The organism is Mesorhizobium sp. M1B.F.Ca.ET.045.04.1.1 (genome assembly GCF_003952465.1).
In the GTDB taxonomy this organism is placed as follows: domain Bacteria; phylum Pseudomonadota; class Alphaproteobacteria; order Rhizobiales; family Rhizobiaceae; genus Mesorhizobium; species Mesorhizobium shonense.
Genome location: NZ_CP034448.1, coordinates 2,134,807 through 2,154,968 on the forward strand (window position 1 = coordinate 2,134,807; position 20,162 = coordinate 2,154,968).

The window sequence follows — 20,162 nt, forward strand, 5'->3', positions numbered from 1 at the left end:
GCCGGGAGGGGACCTGCGCCTGAAGCGAGCCGCGCCGCGGAGCATTCATGACCTCAACAACACCGGCCCAGCAGGCCGAAAAGCATATCGCCCCTCAGGCCGACCACAGCGAAGCGGCCAAGAGCTGGATCCGACGCATCGCCGAAGGGCGCGCATGGCTGTTCCTCGCCGCCTTGATCATCTGTTTCGAGGTCTGGTCAAGGGTCGTCTATGGCGCGACCTTCGTGCTCAATCCGTTCAACCTGCAATCGATTGCGATATTCGCCGTGGCGCCGCTGCTGCTCGCGACCGGGCAGACCTTCGTCATCATTTCGGGCGGCATCGACCTGTCGCTCGGCTTCATCATGGGGCTCGCCGCCGTCATCGCCGCGCATGCGACCAACATGGCCGGGGCCGCTATCCCGTTGCCGCTGGCGATGCTGGCCGGAATCCTTGCCGCCGTGATCGTCGCCGGCGTGCCCGGCGTCATCAACGGCCTCTTGATCTCGCGCCTCAGGGTACCGCCTTTCATCGGCACGCTCGGCATGTTCGGCGTCGCGCGCGGTGCCGCTTACCTGCTTGCCGGGGGCACAACGGTGCCGGTGCAGAATTCCTGGTTCGCACTGCTCGGCAACGGCAAGTTCTACAGCGTGCCCTACCTTGTCATCATCACCGCGATCTTCGTCATCGTGATGCACTACATTCTGAGCCAGACGCGGTTCGGCCAGCACAATTACGCGATCGGCGCCAATGCGCAGGCCGCGCGCCGCGCCGGCATCGACATCAAGGATCACATCTTGCGCCTCTACGTGCTGTCGGCGATGTGCGCCGGCCTCGGCGGCGCGCTCTATGCCGCGCGCTTCACGGCGGGCGCCGCGCAGGCCGGCGAGCCGCTCTTGCTCGACAGTGTCGCCGCGGTGGTGATCGGCGGCGCCAGCCTGTTCGGCGGGTCCGGCACGATCTTAGGCACCGTGGCCGGCGCGCTGGTGATCGCGGTCATCCAGTACGGGCTGGTCTTCGTCAATGTCGAGCCGTTCTGGCAGTTCATCGCCGTCGGCGTCGTCATCATCATTTCCGTCCTCATCGACCAGGCGCAGCGCCGGTTCAGTGGAGCCCGTCAGGATGAATAGAAGCGTTGAGACCGCTCCCCTCCTCGAAGTCCGGAATCTGTCCAAGCATTTCGGCGCCGTGCGCGCGCTCAACGATTTCTCCATGGTCGTGCGGCCGGGCGAAGTCGTGGCGCTTGCCGGCGACAACGGCGCCGGCAAGACGACGCTGATCAAGGCGATATCCGGGGTCTATCAGCCGACCGGCGGCGAAATCCTGCTGAGAGGCCAGCCGGTGAGCTTCGCCACGCCGCAGGAGGCGCGCGAGAAAGGCATCGAGACGATCTACCAGGATCTCGCTTTGGCCGACAATCTGTCGATCGGCGCCAACATCTTTCTTGGCCGCGAGCCGATGCGCAAGGCATTCGGCTTCCTGCCGGTGCTCGACCGCAAGGCGATGGCCAGGGCGGCCAAGGAGACGATGAGCCGGCTCGATTTCCATGTCAGCCGGCTGGAGGCGCCGGTCAGCAATTTCTCCGGCGGCCAGCGTCAGGCCGTCGCCATCGGCCGCGCCGTCTACTGGGACGCGCAGATCCTGATCATGGACGAGCCTACCGCGGCGCTCGGCGTTCCGGAGCAGCGCAAGGTCATTTTGCTGATCCGTCAACTCAAGGCGCAAGGGCGCGGCGTGATCTTCATCTCGCACAATCTGCAGGACATCTTCGCCGTCTCCGACCGCATCGTCGTGCTGAGGCGAGGCGTCCAGGCGGGCGAGCGCAAGATCTCCGAGACCAATCACGACGAAGTCGTCAAGCTGATGGTCGGCGGCTAGAGCGTTTCACCGTTTCACGGAAACGGCGAACCGCTCTATCTCTTTGGTTTGACGCAATTCCGGACAGAAAACCGTTTCACACTTTTCCTGGAATTGCTCTAGGTCTTTTTGAGCATGATCTTGTCCGAAAACCGGTTCCCACTTTTTGCTACGCTGACCTTCGGTTCGGGATCATGCTTTAGCCGGCGTCGCGGTTGGTCAGCGCGATGTGGCAGCAGCCGGAGCCGTGGCCCGGCGTCCAGGTGACGTTGGCGAAACGCACGCCGGTCGCCTCGAACAGGCCGCGGTCGAAGGCGCCGGCGATGCGGCAGAGCGTGGCGAGCTTTTCCTCGCCGACCCCGGCCTCGACCCAGGCGTCCTTGAGCGGGCAGCGCTTCACCTTGAAGGCGATGTGGTCGGGCCCGCGATCGACGTCGGTCGGGTACATGCGGCCGCCATCCGGACTGACCGAAAGGAAGGCCTCGCCGATCGCCAGCGCATCATTAGGGCCGAAACCGGTAAAGGCAGCCGCGGCGACTTCCCGGCCGCGCTTTTCGATGGTGCGGATCATGACCGCCTCGGCCCTCTCGGCGCCAAGCTCAGCGGTCAGTTCATCCAGGAAGAGGCGATAGAGATCGGCCCGGTTGCGGAAAGCGGAATCGAGTTCGCGCGACAGGTTTTCGGCTCTGGCTGCGGGGTCGGTCATGATGCGTCCTGACTGGTTCTGACAAGCTTCGGCGTTGCCGCCACCAGCGCCTTGCCGATCGCCGACTGTGGCGACGCGATCACCGTGCGAGCATCGCCGCTCTCGGCGACCCGGCCGGCATCGAGGATGACGACGCGATGCGCGACGGCGCGGATGACGCCGAGGTCATGGGAAATGAAAAGATAGGCAATCCGTTCCTGTCTTTGCAGATCGAGCAGCAATTCCAGGATTTGCCCGCGCACCGAAACGTCGAGCGCCGACACCGCCTCGTCGAGCACGACCAGGGATGGCCGCGTGGCGATGGCGCGGGCAATCGCGATGCGCTGGCGCTGGCCGCCGGAGATCTCGTGGATGGCGCGCGCGGCAAGGCCGACATCGAGGCCGACGCGCTCCAGCAGCGCCGCGATGCGACGCGGGCGCTCGGCGCGCGGAGCGATGCCATGGACGCGCAGAGGGTCGTCCAGCACGCGCGCTACCGTGGCGCGCGGGTTGAAGGCGGCGAGCGGGTCCTGGAACACCATCTGAAGACGGGCGCGGCGGGCGCGCAATGCGGCGCCCGAAAGCGCAAGAAAGTCCGTGCCCTCGAAGTCGATGCGGCCGGAGTCCGGCTCGAGCAGCCGCGACACCAGACGGGCGATCGTCGACTTGCCGCTGCCGGACGGGCCGGCAAGCGCCAGCGTCTCGGCCGGCCCGATCTCGAAGGAAACGTCGTCGACAGCGGCGAAGGGTTTGCCGCCACGGCGATAGTGCTTGGCAAGGTTGGAAACGGCGAGGAGGCTCATGTCAACACGCCTTGCCGGTCGAGCAACGGTTCGGCGTCGAGACCGAGATGGGCATCGAGCAGTGCCCGGGTATAGGCATGGCGCGGCGCGTTGATGATTTGACGGGTTTCGCCGAGCTCGACCAGTTCGCCACTGCGCAGCACGGCGATGCGCTCGGCCAGCGTGGCCGCCAGCGCAATGTCGTGGCTGATGAAGATGAGCGTCATACCGTCCTCGGCGACCAGCCAGCGGATCAGGGCGACAATTTCGGCCTGGACGATGGTATCGAGCGCGCTGGTCGCCTCGTCGGCGATCAAAAGCTTGGGCGCGGCGGCGATGGCCGCGGCAATCGCCACGCGCTGTTTCTGGCCGCCGGAAAGCTGGTGCGGATAGGCATGTAGGACGGCTTCCGGGGCGGGGAGGCGGACGCGCTCGAGGAGGGTTTTGGCTTTGGCGTAGGCTTGCGACCAGGTCAGGCCGATGTGCGTGCGTGTGACTTCGGCGATCTGCTTGCCGATCGGCATGACCGGGTCGAGGCTGGAGGAGGGATCCTGGAAGACGAAGCCGATGTCACGGCCGAGGAGGGGGATTTGGTTGCTATCAATCTTGGACAGGTCGCGTTCTGTCACGCCCCCCTCTGCCCTGCCGGACATCTCCCCCTCTAGGGGGGAGATTGCGCTCTCATTTCCGCTTTCGCCAAATGTTGACACTGCAGGAAGCGAGCCGGCGTTGACGCTGCCAATCTCCCCCCTTGAGGGGGAGATGTCCGGCAGGACAGAGGGGGGTGCCTTGGCACCAACGTTTGCCGACAAGAACCAGTCGACGCGTCCTTCAATCCCAGCCGACCTAGTCAACAACCCCGCAATCGCCAGCGCCAGCGTGCTCTTGCCCGAGCCGCTCTCGCCAATGATCGCCAGGCGCTCGCCGGCCTCGACATCCAGGCTCACACCGCTCAGCGCCGCTACCCCATCGCGACGGTAGGCAACCATCAGATCACGGATCGTGAGCAGCGCCGTCACGACAGGCTCCTGCGCACCGCGGTGCTTTCAACCACACTTTCGCCGGCGAGGTAGACGCCGAGCACGGTCAGCACCAGCGCGATGCCGGGAACGATCGACAGATACGGCGCGGTGCGCAAGACAGCGCGGCCTTCGGCGATCATGCCGCCCCAGGTGACGCGGTTGGGATCGCCGAGACCGAGGAAGGAGAGCGCCGCTTCGGTGAGGATGGCCGCCGCGACGATCACCGACGAGAGCGCCAGCACCGGCGGCAGCGCATTGGGCAGCACCTCGCGAAAAGCAATTTCCAACGGATGCATGCCGATGACGCGGGCGCCGGCGACATAGTCGCGCTCGCGGATCGACAGGACTTCGGCGCGGGCAACGCGAGCCGGTCCGGTCCAGGCGCCGAGCGCTATTGCCCAGACGACGACACCGAGCGAGGGGCCGACGATGCTGACAAATGCCAGTGTCAGCAGGAAGCTCGGTACGGTCTGGAACGCGTCGGTGATGCGCATCAGCACCTCGTCGACGAGGCCTCCCGCGAAACCGGCCAGCGTACCGACCACCGCGCCGATCAGAAGCGCCGCGGCGGCTGCCGCCAGCCCGACCGCCAGCGATGTGCGGGCACCGTGGAACAGCTCGGCCAGCACGTCGCGGCCAAGCCGATCGGTGCCGAGCGGCAGCGACCAGTCCTGGAACGGCGGCAGCAGCGCCGGGCCGGCGATCGCCTGCGGATCGCCCGGGAAAAGCAGCGGCGCCGCCAGCGCCATCGCCACCAGCAAGGCTAGAATGACTGCGCCGGCGATCGCCTCCGGCGTGCGGAAGAAACGAAGCAGCCCGTTCATGCGCCTGCCTCGCCGGCGCCGACACGCGGATCGAGGAAGGCATAGGCGAGGTCGACCAGGAGATTGATGACGACCACGAGGACCGCGCTCACCAGGATGATCCCCAGCAGCAACGGCGTGTCGCGCCCGGCGACGGCTTCCTGCGCCAGCCGGCCGAGGCCGGGGACTGCAAAGACGCTTTCGATGACGACGCTGCCGCCCAGCATCTGCGCCGATTGCAGGCCGAGCATGGTGACCAAGGGTAAGAGCGCGTTGCGGGCGACATGGGCAAGCACGATGCGGCAGCGCGGCAGGCCCCGGGCGCGGGCGGCGAGGACAAAGTCCTGCCGCCAGGCCTCGGCCATGCCGGCGCGCATCATGCGCAGATAGAGCGCGAGGTAGATGAAGCCCAGCGCCGATACCGGCAGCACGAGATGCACCGCAATGTCGGCGGAGCGGGAAAACCCGGTCTTGCCGGAGGCGATTGTTTCGATGCCACCGATCGGCAGCCAGCGCAGGTCGACGGCGAAGACGACGATCAGCACCAGGCCGAGCCAGAATCCGGGCACCGCATAGAGCGCCAGCGAACCGATCGACAAGAAGCGATCGCGAAAACTGCCGGGCCTCGCGCCGGCAAAGATGCCGAGCGCCGAACCGAGGCCGAAGGAAAGGGCGGTGGCGCTGCCCATCAGGATGAGCGTGGTGGGGAGACGTTCGAGGATGATTTCGCGGATCGGCCGCGAGAAGGTGACCGACTGGCCGAGATCGAGATGCAGCAATGCCCAGAGGTAGTTTGCCAGCCGGGTCAGTTCGGATTGGTCGAGGCCCCAGCGGTGGCGTAGCAATTCGATCATGCCGGCATCGCCGCCGGTCGAGACGATATAGGCGTCGACCGCATCGCCTGGTGCCGCTTCGAGCAGGAGGAAGCTGCCGATGACGACGATCAGGAGGACGAAGATGCTGCCGACGAGACGGCGGCGCAGGAGGATGAGGGCGCGTGTCATGCGCGCCTCGAAGGGTTGACGACAAGCTGGCCAGGAATGCGCCCAGGCACCCCCCTCTGTCCTGCCGGACATCTCCCCCGCAAGGGGGGAGATTGGCAGCTTCGCCGACGGCGCCTGTTCTGCTGGGCAGCAATGTTGGAGATTGGCGAAGGCCGAGATGAAATCTGATCTCCCCCCTTGCGGGGGAGATGTCCGGCAGGACAGAGGGGGGTGGGCGGGAACTCGGCCTTTGCCAAAGTTCCCATTTCCTCGCGAACGCTCATCCGCGCGAGTGTGTCACGATTCCAAATAGGTGTCCGCCCAGTTCGACACCGCCCAGCGCGGGTTGTCGGCGATGTTTCCGACCGTATCGCGGGCGACGGAAATGAAGCTCCATTCGGCGACGTTGATCAACGGCAGGTCGGCAGCGACCTTCTTCTGGAATTCTTTGTACAGCTCGGTGCGGGCGCCGGTATCGAGCGTCTCCGAGGCTTTCGCGATCAGCGCGTCCAGGTCGGCATTCTTGTAGCCGCCCTGGTTGGAGAAGGGCACGCCGTCCGGAATGCCGCTCTGCACCAGGATGGTGGTGGAGATCGCCGGGTCGCCGCGGAACACCGGCGGGCCGATAGCGAGATCGAAGGCATGATCGGTGTAGACGGCTTTGATGTGGGCTGCCGAGTCGTTGTTGACGATCTCGGCGTCGATGCCGATCGCGGCCAGGGCCTGGCGCAGATAGTCGCCGAATTGCTTCGTCTCGTTGAAGTAGGGCGCCGGCAGCAGTTTCAGCGAAAAGCGCTTGCCGTCGTCGGCGCGCCTATAGCCGGCTTCGTCCAGCAGGTCGTTGGCCTTGGCGACATCGAACGCGTAAGTCGGGACATCGGCGGTGTAGAATTGCGGATCGTTCTTCGGCACCGGGCCGGTTGCGGTCGCGGCGTAGCCGAGGAAGATCGTCTTGACGACGAAGTCCTTGTCGATGGCATGGGCGATGGCCTGGCGCACCTTGAGGTCGGCCAGCTCCTTGCGGCGATGGTTGATCTCGACGACGAGCTGGTAGGTGAGCCCCTCATAGCCCTTGGTGATGACCTTCAGGCCCGGCACCTTGGAGATGCGGTCGAGATCGGCGAGCGGCACGGCGGAGAAGGCGGCGAGCTGGATCTCTTCCGCCTCGAGCGCCGCCGCCGCCGAGGTGCGGTCGGGCAGCACCTGGTAGACGATCTCGTCGAGATAAGGCTCGTCCTTGCCCCAATAGTCGTCGTTCCGCGCCAGCCGGTAGTACTGGCCGGCCTTGTATTCGGCGAACTTGAACGGCCCGGTGCCGACCGGCGCGTTGTTGGCCGGGTTGTCCTCGATCTTGCCCACCTCATAGACATGCTTCGGCACGACGCTCGACAGTGCCGGCAGAGCGTTGCGGATCAGCTGGAACGGCGTCGGTTTGGCGAATTTGAATACGGCGGTGAGATCATCGGGCGTGTCGACCGCGCTGAGATCCTTGAACACGGTGCGCCCGAGATTCTGCAGCGGCTTCCAGATCTGCAGCGCCGAGAAGGCGACGTCGGCAGAGGTGAAGGGCTTGCCGTCATGCCATTTGACGCCGTCGCGCAATTTGAAGGTCACCGACAGGCCATCGGCAGCGCCTTCCCAGGAGAGAGCGAGGCGCGGCTCAAGTCCATCCTTGCCGTCGAAGGAGGCCTCGGCCAGCGTCTCGACGATCTTGCTGGAGATGAAGAAGACGCCGTTGGAGGCGACGATCGCCGGGTTCAAGTTGCGCGGCTCGGAGTCGGCGGCGACGATCAGCCTTCCGCCTTTCTTCGGCGCCTGCGCGCGACCTATGGCCGGCAGCGCGGTCGAGGCCAAAAGCAGCGCCGAACCGGCAAGCAGGCCGCGGCGTGAAATCGTCAATTCGGACATCGCTCAACTCCCCTCTTCACCCGCGACAGCGTGGGCGACCTCGAAATGGACGGGATTATGGCCCTTGGCAAAGGTTTCGCCAGAGACGGTTTTGGCGCAGGATGGCTTGGCTTTGAAATTTTCGTTCACTGGACCAGTTATATGCAGGCTGCAGTTGCCGCCACCTGGTAGGACCAGATAGGGGCGTAATGCCACTTGAGGCCGCTGGGTAGGGCTGGATCCGCCAAGCGCCGTCGATTCTGGCTGGACCAGAGTGGTCAAATGATGCAGATTGGCCGACAGCCAAAAGTTCAAGAAGAGGCCGCTCGAGCGGCCGGAAGATTCAGGGAGAGGCCGATGAACATCGCTCCGGGCAAAACCGAGGTCAGCGGTATCCCGTTCGACCAGGCGCGGGTGGACCGGCTCATGGAGGAGGCCGGCATCGATGTGCTCTTCGCCACCTCCAAGCACAACACGCAATATCTGCTCGGCGGCTACAAGTTCATCTTCTTCGCGGCGATGGATGCCATCGGCCACAGCCGCTACCTGCCGATCGTCCTTTACGAAAAGGGCGGGCCGGAGCATGCCGCCTATATCGGCAACAAGATGGAAGGCGGCGAGCATCAGAACCACCCGTTCTGGACACCGACATTGCATGCCGCCTGCTGGGGCACGCTCGATGCCGCCAACCTTGCGGTGGAGCATTTGCAGAAGATCGGCAAGTCGACGGCGCGCATCGGCATCGAGCCGGGCTTCCTGCCGTCGGATGCCTATACGCTGATCCGCAAGGCGCTGCCGGATGCCAAGCTGATCGATGCGACCGGCATGCTGGAGAATATGCGCGCCATCAAGACCGAGGCCGAGCTCGAAAAGCTGCGCATCGCCTCCGAGCTCATCACCGACTCGATGCTGGCAACGATCGCCTGGGCGCGCGAGGACACGACGAAAACCGACATCATAGAGCGGCTCAGGCGTGAGGAGACCAATCGCGGCGCGCATTTCGAATATTGCCTGCTGACGTTGGGCTCCAGCCACAACCGCGCGGCGTCAGACCAGGCGTGGAAGAAGGGCGAGGTGCTGTCGATCGATTCCGGCGGCAATTATCACGGCTATATCGGCGACCTCTGCCGCATGGGCGTGCTTGGCGAGCCGGATGCGGAGCTCCAGGATCTGCTGGCCGAAGTTGAAGCGGTGCAGCAGGCGGCCTTTTCCAAGGTCAAGGCGGGCACGCTTGGCGGCGATATGATCGCGCATGCCGAAAGCGTGCTGAAGGCCTCGAAGGTAGCGGCCTATACGGATTTCTTCGCCCACGGCATGGGGCTGATAACCCACGAGGCGCCGTTCCTGATGACTAACCATCCGGTCACCTATGAAGGCACCTATGCCGCCAAGCCGCTGGAAAAGAACATGGTGCTCTCGGTCGAGACGACCATGCTTCACCCGAAGCGCGGCTTCATCAAGCTGGAGGACACCGTCGCGGTGACCGACACCGGCTATGTGATGTTCGGCGATCGGGGTAGGGGGTGGAACAGGGGAGCTTCATAGAGCCGAAGGTAGGCGCTGCCCCCTCATCCGCCTGCCGGCACCTTCTCCCCGTATAGTGACGGGGAGAAGGCAGATGGCCGCAACCTCGGCGCTTACCTTCCGACGTGGAAAATTGGCGAAAGCATTGATGAAAGCGTCTTTCTCCCCGTCACTATACGGGGAGAAATGTCCGGCAGGACAATGAGGGGCGGCGCTGCCGTGAACAGGAATCAATCTACTGCTTACCCGGCGGCAGCAGCCTGAAGTCCGGTAGGTCGCGCAGCGCAAGCTCCGGTCCGGCCGGCGAGTAGACGACGAAAAGCTGCATCGGCTGGTCGCCGGTGTTGAGCGTCGAGTGGAAACGGCTTTCCGGCACGTAGATGGTGCAGCCGGGGCCGACCTTCGCGACCACGGGATTACCCTTCTCGTCCTCGACCATCTGTTCGCCATTGCCCGAGATGACGAAGATGATCTCTTCGGCGCCCGGATGGTTGTGGCGCGTGTGCCCCTTGCCGGGCGGCAGGTCGACGACGCCGCCGGAAAAGCGCTCCGCGCCGTTCACTTCCGGCGCGACGGTGAGGGCCAGTCTGCCCCAGTCGAAGCCGAAGGCGCTGACATCCTTCGGGTAGACGAACACTTTGCTCCTGTCGGCCATTTGCCTCATCCCTTCCTAGTTGCTGGCGGTCTTCGCTTTGCCGATTGCCGCGGCCTTGAAATCCGCCGTCTGCCTGGCGATCGCCGCCTCGGCCGGCAGCCGCTCCATCGAGCTTGCGCCGTAGAAGCCGTGCAGACCCTCACAGCGCTCCAGGATGTAGCGCGCGTCGTCGGGCATCGAGATCGGCCCGCCATGGCAAAGCAGGATGACGTCCCTGCGTACCGATCGCGCGGCATCGGCAATGGCGTCGATCTCCTTCACGCAGCCGTCGAGCGACTTCGCCGAGGTGGCGCCGATCGATCCACCCGTGGTCACGCCCATATGGGCGACGACGATGTCGGCGCCGGCCCTCGTCATGGCGCGCGCTTCGTCCGGATTGAAGACGTAGGGCGTGGTCAGCAGGTCGAGCTTGTGCGCCTCGGCGATCATGTCGACCTCAAGGCCAAAACCCATGCCGGTCTCCTCAAAACTCTGGCGCATGGTGCCGTCGAACAGGCCGACAGTCGGAAAGTTCTGCACGCCGGAGAAGCCCATCGTCTTCAGCTCGGTGAGCAGCAGCGGCATGATGACGAAAGGGTCGGTGCCGTTGACGCCGGCCAGCACCGGCGTTTTCCTCACCACCGGCAGCACCTCATAGGCCATTTCCTTGACGATCTCGTTGGCATTGCCATAGGCGAGCAGGCCGGCCGCCGAGCCGCGCCCCGCCATGCGGTAGCGACCGGAATTGTAGATGATGATCAAGTCGATGCCGCCGGCTTCCTCGGCCTTGGCCGACAGGCCGGTGCCGGCGCCGCCGCCGACGATCGGCACGCCCTCGGCGATCATCTTGCGGAACTTCTCCAGAATCGTCTTGCGGGGAATGGCGGCCATGCTTGTCCGGTCTCACTTCTTGGCGATGTCGAGGAAAGCCTCGGCCGCGGCCTTGGCGAATGCGGGGTCGTTGATGTGCATCGGCAGGCGCGTCACGGTGCGGTTCTTCGTCGGCTGGATCGTGCGCTCGATGGCGTCGAACAGGGCGGCATCGGCTTCCGCATCGAAGAAGGCGCCGCCCTCGATGTCGAGCGCGGACACACCTTTTTCCGGGATGAGGAAACGGACCGGACCGTCGCAGCGGGCGAGGCGGCCGCCGATCCATTCGCCGATCTGGCGGCATTCATCGGCCGTGGTACGCATCAGCGTGACGTTCGGATTGTGCTCGTAGAAGAGACGGCCGCGATAACGTTCGGGAATGGTCGGCGGGGCCCAGAAATTCACCATGTCGAGCGCGCCGACCGAGCCGGCATAAGGCAGTTTCGTACGGGCAATGGCGCCGAAGCGATCCTCGGTCGCCGGCAACACGCCACCGAACAGCAGGTCGCAGACTTCCGTCGTGGTGATGTCGATGACGCCGGCGAGCAGGCCGCTGTCGGCGAGCTTCTCCATCGAGCGGCCGCCGGTGCCGGTGGCGTGGAAGACCATGCAGTCATAGTCGGCGCGCAACCGGTCGGCGATTGCGGTGACGCATGGCGTGGTGACGCCGAACATGGTCAAGCCCAGCGCCGGCTTGCCGGCGGCGGACGGCGCCGGCTTCGCGGCCATGCCGGCGATGGCCTGGGCGGCATTGTGCAGCACGACCCGCGACAGGCGGTTGAGGCCGGCCATGTCGGTCACCGACGGCATCATGATGATGTCGGAGACGTCGACGTAAGGCGCGGTGTCGCCGGAGGCGAGCGTCGAGACCATGATCTTCGGCAGGCCGAGCGGCAGCGCGCGCATGCCGGCGGTGATGATCGAGGTGCCGCCGCCGCCGCCGATGCCGATCACGCCGACGACGTCGTCGCGCGATTGCATGAAGCGGGCAAACGCGACGCCCATGCCGGCAACGGCGGTGCCGCGATCGTCGATGCCGAGCACCGCGCCGGCTCCGTCCGGATGATGCGCGGCGACCTCGCTGGCCTGGATGTCCACCGGCACGGTTGCGTCGCGCGTGCCGACGTCGACGCGGGCGACCGCGCCACCGGCGGCAGTGACGGCATCGGCCAGGAAGGCGAGTTCCTCACCCTTGGTGTCGGCCGTGCCGGCCACATAGATGCGCTTCATCCGCGTTTCCCCGTTGTCTCTCCTGTTCTCCGGCGCGTCCGGCGTTGCCGCCTGCCGCTTCTCGCACGGCGCGATGCCATTGCAATTTTTTGAGACGCGCGTATCGTATTGATATGGATGTCTCACGTCAACAAGCCACATCGAACGACGACGCCGAACAAATGCCGGCAGCCGAAAAGGGGCCACGCGCGCGGACGAGGCGGCTGATGCTGGAGACGGCGACGCGGCTGATGCAGGCTGGCGTGACGCCTTCGGTGAGCGAGGTGGCCGAGGCGGCGGAGGTGTCGCGCGCGACCGCCTACCGCTACTTCCCAAGCCAGGCGGCACTGGTGCAGGCGGTCGTCGACGAAGGACTCGGCCCGATCCTGACCTGGAAATCGGCTTCGACCGATCCGGAGCGGCGAGTGGCGGAGCTGTTCGCCACCGCCATGCCGCGCATCGAGGCTTTCGAGGCGACGTTCAAGGCGGCGCTCAAGCTTTCGCTCGACCAGTGGGCGCAGCGGCAGGCGGGCACGCTGGGCACCGAGCCGGCCTTCAAGCGCGGTCATCGCGTCGATCTTTTGAAGGACGCGATCGCGCCGCTCAAGGGTCAGCTCAAGCCGCGTCAGTTCAAGCGTCTTGCCCAAGCGCTGTCGATGATGTTCGGCGTCGAGGTGCTGATCGTGCTGAAGGATATATGGGGGCTGGAGAGCCGCGACATGATGTCGGTCGCCGATTGGGCGGCGGGCGCGCTGGTGCGCGCGGCGATAGCGGAATCAGAGGCGAAAGCGGGTGGAGTTTCGACATCGCCCAAGACGGAGATGTCTTAAATCTGGTTCGACCAGATTGGAGGGCCAGCTACCGATAATAATTGTGGTGCATCGTCGGAAGCAAGGCCTTCATGTATCAAGGAGTAGGAAAAATAAGGGAAAACAGACAGATACTGTCTCGATTGGCTTGTCGAACCGCTTCGAGGCGTCCAAGAAAGCGCTTGACGTCCCTCTTGAATTGGTAATACCAGATCAGTAGACATAAAGCGGATCGAAAGTGAGGGCTGCGATCCATTTTTTCCGGCAGGATGAGGAGGCTCGATGCCGGAAAAGTGCCGTCACGGGAGGAACTACCAGGGCCGACCATGCTGCCGGCTCTCAATGACACGGTAGAATGCGCACCAGGGAGGAAAACTATGCGCAAGATAGTAACCAGCGTGCTTGCTGGTATCGGCCTGTCGCTTGCCTGCGGGACATCCGTCTATGCGCAGGACAAGGAACTCACCATCTTCTGGGCGGAATGGGATCCGGCCAACTATTTGCAGGAACTCGGCAACGAGTACGAGAAGGAAACCGGCGTCAAGATCACGGTGGAAACCACGCCCTGGTCGGACTTCCAGACCAAGGCCTTCACCGAATTCAATGCCCATGGCGATGCCTACGACATGGTGGTCGGCGACTCGCAATGGCTCGGCGCCGGCTCGACCGGCGGCCACTATGTCGACCTGACCGACTTCTTCAACAAGCACAAGCTGAACGACGTGATGGCGCCGGCGACGGTGAAATATTACGCCGAATATCCCGGCAACAGCGGCAAGTACTGGGCGATCCCGCTCGAAGGCGACGCCGTCGGCTGGTCCTATCGCAAGGACTGGTTCGAGGATCCGAAGGAAAAGGAAGCCTTCAAGGCCAAATACGGCTACGACCTCGACGTGCCGAAGGATTTCAAGGCGCTGCATGACATCGCCGAGTTCTTCCACCGGCCGGACCAGAAGAAATACGGCATCGCCATCTACACCGACAATTCCTACGACGCGATGGCGATGGGCTTCGAGAACGCGCTGTTCTCGTATGGCGGCGAATTGGGCGACTATTCGACCTACAAGGTCGATGGCATCATCAATTCGGACAAGGCGGTCGCCGCACTCGATGCCTACCGGGATCTCTACAAGTTCACCCCTCCGGGCTGGGCCAAGTCGTTCTTCGTCGAGGACAACCAGGCGATCACCGAGAACCTTGCGGCGATGAGCATGAACTATTTCGCGTTCTTCCCCTCGCTGATCAACGAGGCGTCGAACCCGAACGCCAAGAACACCGGTTTCTTCGCCAATCCTCCGGGACCTAACGGCGATCAGTTCGCAGCGCTGGGCGGCCAGGGCATCTCCATCGTCTCCTACTCGCAGAAGCAGGACGAGGCGATGAAGTTCCTCGAATGGTTCATCAAGGACGAGACCCAGAAGAAGTGGGCGGCGCTCGGCGGCTACACCTGCAGCGCGGCCGTGCTGAAGTCGCCTGAATTCCAGAACGCCACGCCTTACAACAAGGCCTTCTACGAGACCATGTTCAAGGTGAAGGACTTCTGGGCGGTGCCGGAATATGCCGAACTGCTGCAGCAGCTCAACCAGCGCATCTATCCCTATGTGATCGGCGGACCCGGCACGGCCAAGGAGACGCTCGACGCACTGGCTGGCGACTGGAACGCGACCTTCAAGAAATACGGCCGCGTGAAGTAACCGACATGCCTCACGGAGGAGGCATTCCATGCCTCCTCCGCTCTTTTTTCTGAAATCTGGAGCAGGGTTTTGGCGACCACGATGATCACCACGCTGGACAGGTCCTCCCGGGCCGCGGCCCGCGGCCTCAGCGACATTTCGATCCGCAATCTCTTCATCATCCCGACGATCCTGTTCCTGATCGTCTTCAACATCTTCCCGCTGATCTATTCGCTGGGCTACTCGTTCACCGACTTCCGCGCCTCGACCAATGCGCCGGCTAATTTCGTTGGGTTGCAGAACTATCGCGACCTGCTCAACGATCCCTATGTGTGGTCGAACTTCGCCATCACCGCGAAATATGTGATCATCTCGGTTGCCGGCCAGCTGTTCGTCGGCTTCGGCGTGGCGATGCTGCTCAATCGCGACATCCCGATGAAGGGCCTTCTTACGACGCTGCTTCTGTTGCCGATGATGCTCTCGATGGCCGTTGTCGGCCTGTTCTGGAAGCTGCTCTACGATCCGTCCTTCGGCATCATCAACTACGCGCTCGGGCTCGGCACGTTCGAATGGCTGTCCGATCCGAAGATGGCGCTCTATGCGGTGGCGCTCACCGACATCTGGATGTGGTCGCCCTTCGTCATGCTTCTGTCGCTGGCCGGTCTCTCGGCGGTGCCGAAGCATCTCTACGAGGCCGCCGCGATCGATCGGGCCGGCCCATTCTATACCTTCTTCCGCATCACCCTGCCGCTGGTCGCGCCGATCCTGATGATCGCGATCATCTTCCGCACCATGGAAGCGTTCAAGACCTTCGACCTCGCCTATATCCTGACCAGCCAGCCGACGGCCGAGCTGATCTCGATCCGGCTCTACAAGATGGCCTTCCAGGAATGGCAGACCGGCCGCTCCTGCGCCATGGCCTACATCGTGTTGATCATGGTGCTGGCGATCACCAACATCTACGTGAAATACCTCAACAAGGTGAAGGAGCGCTGAGATGGCTGCCGTCCGCACGTCTTCCGAAGTCGCCTTCAACCGCATCGCTATCGTCGCCGTGCTGGTGGTGACGATCATCTTCCTGGCGCCGATCTACTGGATCGCCTCGACCGCCTTCAAGCCGCGCAACCTCGCCACGACGATCCCGCCGACGGTGGTGTTCCAGCCGGAGATATCGCCCTTCGTGAAACTGTTCGCCAAGCGCTCGCAACTGCGCAGCCCGCCGACGCCGGAAGAGTATGCGGCCGCCCCGTGGTGGGAGCGCGTCGTCTTCAACGGCGGCGAGAAGATCGTGCGCGACGGCCAGGGCAATGTGCAGTGGTCGGGCTATCCGAGCCGCTTCATGAATTCGCTGATCGTCGCCATCACCTCGACGATCCTGGCGGTCGGCATGGGCACCTTCACCGCCTACGGCTTCTCGCGCTTCAAGGTGAAGGGAGAGGCGGACCTGCTCTTCTTCATCCTGTCGACGCGCATGCTGCCGCCGGTGGTGGTCGCGATTCCCATGTTCCTGATGTACCGGGCTGCGGGTCTCAACGATTCCCATCTCGGCCTCATAATCCTCTACACTGCTTTCAATCTCTCCTTCTCGGTCTGGCTGATGAAGGGCTTCATCGACGAGATCCCGAAGGAATATGAGGAGGCGGCGCTGGTCGACGGCTATACCCGCATGGAAGCCTTCTTCAAGATCGTGCTGCCCGAGGCCGCGACCGGCATCGCCGCCACAGCTGTGTTCTGCTTCATCACGGCCTGGAACGAATATGCCTTCGCGCTGATCATGACCAACCGCCGCGCGCAGACGGCGCCGCCCTTCATCCCCAGCCAGGTCGGTTCCGGCCTGCCCGACTGGACGGTGATCGCGGCGGGCACGTTCCTGTTCCTGCTGCCGGTCGCGATCTTCACCTTCCTGCTCCGCAACCATCTCTTGCGCGGCATGTCCTTCGGAGCGATCCGCAAATGAGTTTTCGCGCCATCAACGAAAAGTACCTGGAGCCTGGATCGCAGATCCTGATGGTGCTGGGCATCATTGCGCTCTGCCAGCCTTGGAACATGCTGCTCCACAGCTATGGCGTGACCATCATTCTGATCGGGCTGATCGGCTTCAACATCACCTCCAAGATCCCGCGCGAGGAGGAAGCCGGCACCGGACACGGGGCGGCTGAGCAGGCGCGAAATCAGGGGGCACAGCATTGACCCAGATCGAGCTTCGCAGCGTCCAGAAATTCTTCGGCGCGGTCCAGGTCATCAAGGACCTGAACCTCAAGATCGACGACAACGAGTTCATCGTGCTGCTTGGACAGTCGGGCTGCGGCAAGACGACGACGCTGCGCGCCATAGCCGGGCTGGAGACGATCGACCAGGGCGACATCCTGATCGACGGCAAGCCGGTGCAGCATCTCAAGGCCGCCGACCGCGACATCGCCATGGTGTTCCAGTCGTTCTCGCTCTATCCGCACATGAACGTCTACGAGAACATCGCCTTCCCGCTGCGCGCGACGCGCAAGAGCAGGAGCGAGATCGATACCGAAGTGCGCTCGGTCGCCAAGACGCTGCAGATCACCGACCTCATCAACAAGAAGCCTTCGGCGCTGTCGGGCGGCGACATGCAGCGCGTGGCGATCGGCCGCGCGCTGGTGCGGCGTCCCAAGGCAATGCTGATGGACGAGCCGATCGGCGCGCTCGACGCCAAGCTGCGCGAGGAAATGCGTGCCGAGATCAAGCGGCTGCACATCAAGCAGGGCTCGACCAGCATCTACGTCACCCACGACCAGATCGAGGCGATGAGCCTCGCCGACCGCATCGTCATCATGCACGAAGGCGTGCTGCAGCAGGTCGGCACACCGGACGAGGTCTATTCGCACCCGGCCAATCTGTTCGTCGCGCAGTTCGTCGGCAGCCCGGTGATGAATGTGGCCGAAGCCAAGGTCGCCGAAAACGCCTCGGCCGCGTCGGTCACGGTCGGGGATGCGGCCAGCGGCTTCGAGTTCCCGCGCGCGCTGCTGTCGAAACTCAACGGCCGTGCCGGCGGCCAGCTTGCGCTTGGCATCCGGCCGGAGGGCGTGCTTGTGCGTCACGAGGCGGCGGCAGGTTTCCTGCCGGTCGAGGCGCAGATCGTCGAGCCGCTCGGCTCCTTCGACATCGTCGACCTCAAGGTCGGCTCCAAGATGCTGCGCGCCCGCACCAAGAGCGGCTTTGTCAGCGGACCGGGCGAGAAGGTCTATGCCCGGATCGATCCCTCGCAGGCGCATTTCTTCGACACCGCGAGCGGCAAGTCGCTCGGAGTGAGATTGTGATGGCCGAAGGACGCGAAAGGCCAACGATTTGGCCTTTCGAACAACCGAACGTCCGGAGCCATAGCGGAGGGCAGACGCCCTCGAAAAGAAATTGAGACGGTAGACATGGCCCATATCCAGCTCAAGAACATTTCAAAGACGTTCGGCACGCACACCGCGCTGTCGGGGCTCAACCTCGACATCGCCGACGGCGAATTCTTCGTGCTGCTCGGCGAAACCGGCGCCGGCAAGACGACGACGCTCAGGATGATCGCGGGCCTCGAGAAGCCGACCGAGGGCCAGGTCTTCATCGACGGCGTCGACGTCGCCGACTGGGGCGCGGCCGAGCGCGACGTGGCCCTGGTGCTGCAGCAATATTCGCTCTATCCGCGCTACACGGTGCGGCAGAATCTCGAGTTCCCGCTGAAGCCGAAGATCCGTCGCTTGCCCGATGCCGAGATCAAGGACCGTGTCGCGCGCGCCGCCCGCACGCTGCGCATCGAGCACCTGCTCGACCGCAAGACCGACCGGTTGTCCGGCGGCGAGATGCAGCGCGTCTCGATCGGCCGGGCGATCGTGCGCAAGCCGCGCGTGTTCCTGATGGACGAGCCGCTGTCGGCGCTCGACGCCAAGCTGCGCGAGGCGCTGCGGACCGAGTTGAAGAACCTGCAGATGCAGCTTGGCGCAACCTTTTTGTTCGTCACCCACGACCAGATCGAGGCGATGTCGATGGGCGACAAGGTCGGCGTGCTCAATCACGGCCGCATCGTCCAGACCGGCACGCCACAGGAGATCTACAACAATCCGCGCGACACCTATGTGGCGAGCTTCGTCGGCTCGCCGCCGATGAACCTCATCGACGGCAAGCTGGTCGACGACCGCGCGGTGATGGCGCCGATGAGTTTCGAATTGCCGGTTAGCGGGGGAGCCAGGACGGGCGGTGCGATCGACGGTCGCCCGCTCGTCTTCGGCATCCGTCCGGAGGACGTCTATCTGGAAAGCGGCGCACCGGTCGAGGCACGCGTCCACGACGTCGAGAATCACGGCGTCGAGAAGATCGTGACGCTGAGGGTCGGCGACGCGATGCTGAGAGCCACCGTGCCTGCCAGGACCGCCGTCGAGATCGAGCAGCCGGTCCGCTTTGCCTGGAACTCAGACAAGGTGGTGATGTTCGACAAGGGCAGCGGGGTGAGCCTGCGGCACGCCGGGTAGGGCATGGCCGCAAAAATCGGAACGGTTTTTGACCTATGTTGAACTGGGCATAAGCCGAATTATGCGGAGCGCGGGACTATGTGGGCTGGCGCTTCGCCGCGCCTCGGATCAGGTTGCGCGACACGTCCCGGCGTTCGGCCAGGCCACGCAGCGCTTCCTCACCTGATCTATCCGCGCAGGCGCGCACCCAATAAGAATCCCGATTCGATGCTCTGACTGACACACCAGCCGGGCTATCACTGCGTTGGTCTCGGGTACGCGGCTCGCGATGTCGCGATGATAAGCCGTGGAATAATTTGGCGGCTCCAGGCGTTCACTTTGGCAGACGGTGGGTATACGCGATAACGCCTGCCGCCACGGAGTTAACCCGTGCGAACCCTGGCTGCGATCGCTGTTTTCCTGTTTGCAATCATCATCGGAGTGGCAAGCTACGCCTATTTCGGATTCTACAATGTTGCTGCCAACGAGCAGGACGCGAACGTTGTCCGCTGGTCGCTTGAGAAAATCCGGACCAATTCTATTGAACGCCACGCCGGCCACAATGTCAGCTTCGCTCGATCGCTTGACGATCCGGAGATGATCCACACTGGTGGCCTTCACTTCAAGGAGGAAGGCTGCGTCGCCTGTCACGGTGGTCCGGGAATTTCCCGGGCAGAATTCGCTAGGAACATGCAGCCCCAGCCGCCGGACCTTACAAGAACCACTGCCACCTTAAATGATGCTGAGCTCTATTGGGTCCTGCAAAACGGCATAAAGATGACCGGGATGCCTGCGTTTGGTTCAACGCATAACCAGGAAGAGCTATGGGCGATGGTGGCCTTTGTTCGCCGTCTTCCGAAGATGTCGCTATCCGAATACGAGAAGATCACCGAAGCCTCTGAAGGTGGGGGGCATCATCAGGCTGAAGGTGAAGACCATGGAGCGGCTGCGTCTCAAAAATGAGGCATGCAGGATAGCGGAAGAG

The 20,162-nt window shown here is 63.7% G+C and carries 21 protein-coding genes; 12 read left to right on the plus strand and 9 right to left on the minus strand.

The genetic code is table 11. The features are described from left to right. Nucleotides 1-47: 47 nt before the first annotated feature. Both EJ071_RS10425 and EJ071_RS10430 read left to right on the plus strand, forming a co-directional pair. Nucleotides 48-1,109, plus strand: a complete 1,062-nt coding sequence (locus tag EJ071_RS10425; RefSeq protein ID WP_126097782.1) for a ribose ABC transporter — start codon at nucleotides 48-50, stop codon at nucleotides 1,107-1,109. Continuing rightward, nucleotides 1,102-1,857, plus strand: coding sequence for an ATP-binding cassette domain-containing protein (locus tag EJ071_RS10430; RefSeq protein WP_126097783.1), 756 nt, complete (start codon nucleotides 1,102-1,104; stop codon nucleotides 1,855-1,857). Before EJ071_RS10425 ends, EJ071_RS10430 begins: the two co-directional genes overlap by 8 nt. A gap of 178 nt (nucleotides 1,858-2,035) precedes the next feature. Here the strand turns inward: EJ071_RS10430 and EJ071_RS10435 are convergent, their stop codons facing one another. From EJ071_RS10435 to EJ071_RS10465, 6 genes are all read right to left on the minus strand, one after another. Then, entirely contained in the window at nucleotides 2,036-2,542 is a 507-nt protein-coding gene (locus EJ071_RS10435) for an L-2-amino-thiazoline-4-carboxylic acid hydrolase (protein ID WP_126097784.1), read from the minus strand. After that, nucleotides 2,539-3,324, minus strand: coding sequence for an ATP-binding cassette domain-containing protein (locus tag EJ071_RS10440; RefSeq protein ID WP_126097785.1), 786 nt, complete (start codon nucleotides 3,322-3,324; stop codon nucleotides 2,539-2,541). The genes EJ071_RS10435 and EJ071_RS10440 overlap by 4 nt, the downstream gene beginning before the upstream one ends. Continuing rightward, nucleotides 3,321-4,322 (minus strand): ABC transporter ATP-binding protein, encoded by a 1,002-nt coding sequence (locus tag EJ071_RS10445; protein ID WP_245460194.1) that lies wholly within the window; start codon nucleotides 4,320-4,322, stop codon nucleotides 3,321-3,323. Before EJ071_RS10445 ends, EJ071_RS10440 begins: the two co-directional genes overlap by 4 nt. Further along, nucleotides 4,319-5,149, minus strand: coding sequence for an ABC transporter permease (locus EJ071_RS10450; RefSeq protein ID WP_126097786.1), 831 nt, complete (start codon nucleotides 5,147-5,149; stop codon nucleotides 4,319-4,321). Before EJ071_RS10450 ends, EJ071_RS10445 begins: the two co-directional genes overlap by 4 nt. Then, complete coding sequence (locus tag EJ071_RS10455) at nucleotides 5,146-6,132, minus strand: ABC transporter permease (RefSeq protein WP_126097787.1); 987 nt, start codon at nucleotides 6,130-6,132, stop codon at nucleotides 5,146-5,148. Before EJ071_RS10455 ends, EJ071_RS10450 begins: the two co-directional genes overlap by 4 nt. Before the next feature lie 276 nt (nucleotides 6,133-6,408). Then, the gene (locus tag EJ071_RS10465) at nucleotides 6,409-8,019 is read right to left on the minus strand and encodes an ABC transporter substrate-binding protein (protein WP_126097788.1); all 1,611 of its coding nucleotides are present in this window, start codon (nucleotides 8,017-8,019) and stop codon (nucleotides 6,409-6,411) included. Nucleotides 8,020-8,064: 45 nt separating this feature from the next. Between EJ071_RS10465 and EJ071_RS40025 the strand changes: the two genes are divergently transcribed. Both EJ071_RS40025 and EJ071_RS10470 read left to right on the plus strand, forming a co-directional pair. Beyond that, nucleotides 8,065-8,190, plus strand: coding sequence for a hypothetical protein (locus EJ071_RS40025; RefSeq protein WP_281058900.1), 126 nt, complete (start codon nucleotides 8,065-8,067; stop codon nucleotides 8,188-8,190). 165 nt (nucleotides 8,191-8,355) lie between these two features. Continuing rightward, the gene (locus EJ071_RS10470) at nucleotides 8,356-9,543 is read left to right on the plus strand and encodes a Xaa-Pro peptidase family protein (RefSeq protein ID WP_126097789.1); all 1,188 of its coding nucleotides are present in this window, start codon (nucleotides 8,356-8,358) and stop codon (nucleotides 9,541-9,543) included. Between the two features lie 214 nt (nucleotides 9,544-9,757). Here EJ071_RS10470 and EJ071_RS10480 read toward each other — a convergent pair whose 3' ends face one another. Genes EJ071_RS10480 through EJ071_RS10490 form a run of 3 tightly spaced genes read right to left on the minus strand, consistent with a single transcriptional unit; the run spans nucleotide 9,758 to nucleotide 12,256 of the window. Beyond that, complete coding sequence (locus tag EJ071_RS10480; RefSeq protein ID WP_126097791.1) at nucleotides 9,758-10,177, minus strand: cupin domain-containing protein; 420 nt, start codon at nucleotides 10,175-10,177, stop codon at nucleotides 9,758-9,760. 15 nt (nucleotides 10,178-10,192) lie between these two features. Next, complete coding sequence (locus EJ071_RS10485; protein WP_126097792.1) at nucleotides 10,193-11,047, minus strand: phosphoenolpyruvate hydrolase family protein; 855 nt, start codon at nucleotides 11,045-11,047, stop codon at nucleotides 10,193-10,195. 12 nt (nucleotides 11,048-11,059) lie between these two features. After that, complete coding sequence (locus tag EJ071_RS10490; RefSeq protein WP_126097793.1) at nucleotides 11,060-12,256, minus strand: Tm-1-like ATP-binding domain-containing protein; 1,197 nt, start codon at nucleotides 12,254-12,256, stop codon at nucleotides 11,060-11,062. 113 nt (nucleotides 12,257-12,369) lie between these two features. Between EJ071_RS10490 and EJ071_RS10495 the strand changes: the two genes are divergently transcribed. The 8 genes from EJ071_RS10495 to EJ071_RS10530 all read left to right on the plus strand — a co-directional run bounded on the left by EJ071_RS10495 (nucleotide 12,370) and on the right by EJ071_RS10530 (nucleotide 20,140). Further along, nucleotides 12,370-13,065 carry a TetR/AcrR family transcriptional regulator gene (locus EJ071_RS10495; protein WP_126097794.1) on the plus strand — a complete coding sequence of 232 codons (696 nt, stop codon included), beginning with the start codon at nucleotides 12,370-12,372 and terminating at the stop codon, nucleotides 13,063-13,065. A gap of 356 nt (nucleotides 13,066-13,421) precedes the next feature. After that, the gene (locus tag EJ071_RS10500) at nucleotides 13,422-14,738 is read left to right on the plus strand and encodes an ABC transporter substrate-binding protein (protein ID WP_126097795.1); all 1,317 of its coding nucleotides are present in this window, start codon (nucleotides 13,422-13,424) and stop codon (nucleotides 14,736-14,738) included. A gap of 69 nt (nucleotides 14,739-14,807) precedes the next feature. Continuing rightward, on the plus strand, nucleotides 14,808-15,713 hold the full coding sequence (locus EJ071_RS10505) for a sugar ABC transporter permease (protein WP_126097796.1): 906 nt from the start codon (nucleotides 14,808-14,810) through the stop codon (nucleotides 15,711-15,713). Between the two features lies 1 nt (nucleotide 15,714). Continuing rightward, on the plus strand, nucleotides 15,715-16,674 hold the full coding sequence (locus EJ071_RS10510) for a carbohydrate ABC transporter permease (protein ID WP_126097797.1): 960 nt from the start codon (nucleotides 15,715-15,717) through the stop codon (nucleotides 16,672-16,674). Next, nucleotides 16,671-16,907 (plus strand): hypothetical protein, encoded by a 237-nt coding sequence (locus tag EJ071_RS10515; protein WP_126097798.1) that lies wholly within the window; start codon nucleotides 16,671-16,673, stop codon nucleotides 16,905-16,907. The genes EJ071_RS10510 and EJ071_RS10515 overlap by 4 nt, the downstream gene beginning before the upstream one ends. Beyond that, on the plus strand, nucleotides 16,904-18,007 hold the full coding sequence (locus EJ071_RS10520; protein ID WP_126097799.1) for an ABC transporter ATP-binding protein: 1,104 nt from the start codon (nucleotides 16,904-16,906) through the stop codon (nucleotides 18,005-18,007). Before EJ071_RS10515 ends, EJ071_RS10520 begins: the two co-directional genes overlap by 4 nt. Before the next feature lie 105 nt (nucleotides 18,008-18,112). Next, a complete protein-coding gene (locus tag EJ071_RS10525; protein ID WP_126097800.1) occupies nucleotides 18,113-19,198 on the plus strand; it encodes an ABC transporter ATP-binding protein in 1,086 nt (361 codons plus the stop codon). A gap of 369 nt (nucleotides 19,199-19,567) precedes the next feature. Further along, on the plus strand, nucleotides 19,568-20,140 hold the full coding sequence (locus EJ071_RS10530) for a cytochrome c (protein ID WP_126097801.1): 573 nt from the start codon (nucleotides 19,568-19,570) through the stop codon (nucleotides 20,138-20,140). The last annotated feature ends 22 nt before the right edge of the window (nucleotides 20,141-20,162 follow it).

Bases quoted from the DNA above. Each gene is read 5' to 3' on its own strand.
- EJ071_RS10425 (WP_126097782.1), top strand. From the start codon at position 48: ATGACCTCAACAACACCGGCCCAGCAGGCCGAAAAGCATATCGCCCCT.
- EJ071_RS10430 (WP_126097783.1), top strand. From the start codon at position 1,102: ATGAATAGAAGCGTTGAGACCGCTCCCCTCCTCGAAGTCCGGAATCTG.
- EJ071_RS10435 (WP_126097784.1), bottom strand. From the start codon at position 2,542: ATGACCGACCCCGCAGCCAGAGCCGAAAACCTGTCGCGCGAACTCGAT.
- EJ071_RS10440 (WP_126097785.1), bottom strand. From the start codon at position 3,324: ATGAGCCTCCTCGCCGTTTCCAACCTTGCCAAGCACTATCGCCGTGGC.
- EJ071_RS10450 (WP_126097786.1), bottom strand. From the start codon at position 5,149: ATGAACGGGCTGCTTCGTTTCTTCCGCACGCCGGAGGCGATCGCCGGC.
- EJ071_RS10455 (WP_126097787.1), bottom strand. From the start codon at position 6,132: ATGACACGCGCCCTCATCCTCCTGCGCCGCCGTCTCGTCGGCAGCATC.
- EJ071_RS10465 (WP_126097788.1), bottom strand. From the start codon at position 8,019: ATGTCCGAATTGACGATTTCACGCCGCGGCCTGCTTGCCGGTTCGGCG.
- EJ071_RS40025 (WP_281058900.1), top strand. From the start codon at position 8,065: ATGGACGGGATTATGGCCCTTGGCAAAGGTTTCGCCAGAGACGGTTTT.
- EJ071_RS10470 (WP_126097789.1), top strand. From the start codon at position 8,356: ATGAACATCGCTCCGGGCAAAACCGAGGTCAGCGGTATCCCGTTCGAC.
- EJ071_RS10480 (WP_126097791.1), bottom strand. From the start codon at position 10,177: ATGGCCGACAGGAGCAAAGTGTTCGTCTACCCGAAGGATGTCAGCGCC.
- EJ071_RS10485 (WP_126097792.1), bottom strand. From the start codon at position 11,047: ATGGCCGCCATTCCCCGCAAGACGATTCTGGAGAAGTTCCGCAAGATG.
- EJ071_RS10490 (WP_126097793.1), bottom strand. From the start codon at position 12,256: ATGAAGCGCATCTATGTGGCCGGCACGGCCGACACCAAGGGTGAGGAA.
- EJ071_RS10495 (WP_126097794.1), top strand. From the start codon at position 12,370: ATGGATGTCTCACGTCAACAAGCCACATCGAACGACGACGCCGAACAA.
- EJ071_RS10500 (WP_126097795.1), top strand. From the start codon at position 13,422: ATGCGCAAGATAGTAACCAGCGTGCTTGCTGGTATCGGCCTGTCGCTT.
- EJ071_RS10510 (WP_126097797.1), top strand. From the start codon at position 15,715: ATGGCTGCCGTCCGCACGTCTTCCGAAGTCGCCTTCAACCGCATCGCT.
- EJ071_RS10515 (WP_126097798.1), top strand. From the start codon at position 16,671: ATGAGTTTTCGCGCCATCAACGAAAAGTACCTGGAGCCTGGATCGCAG.
- EJ071_RS10525 (WP_126097800.1), top strand. From the start codon at position 18,113: ATGGCCCATATCCAGCTCAAGAACATTTCAAAGACGTTCGGCACGCAC.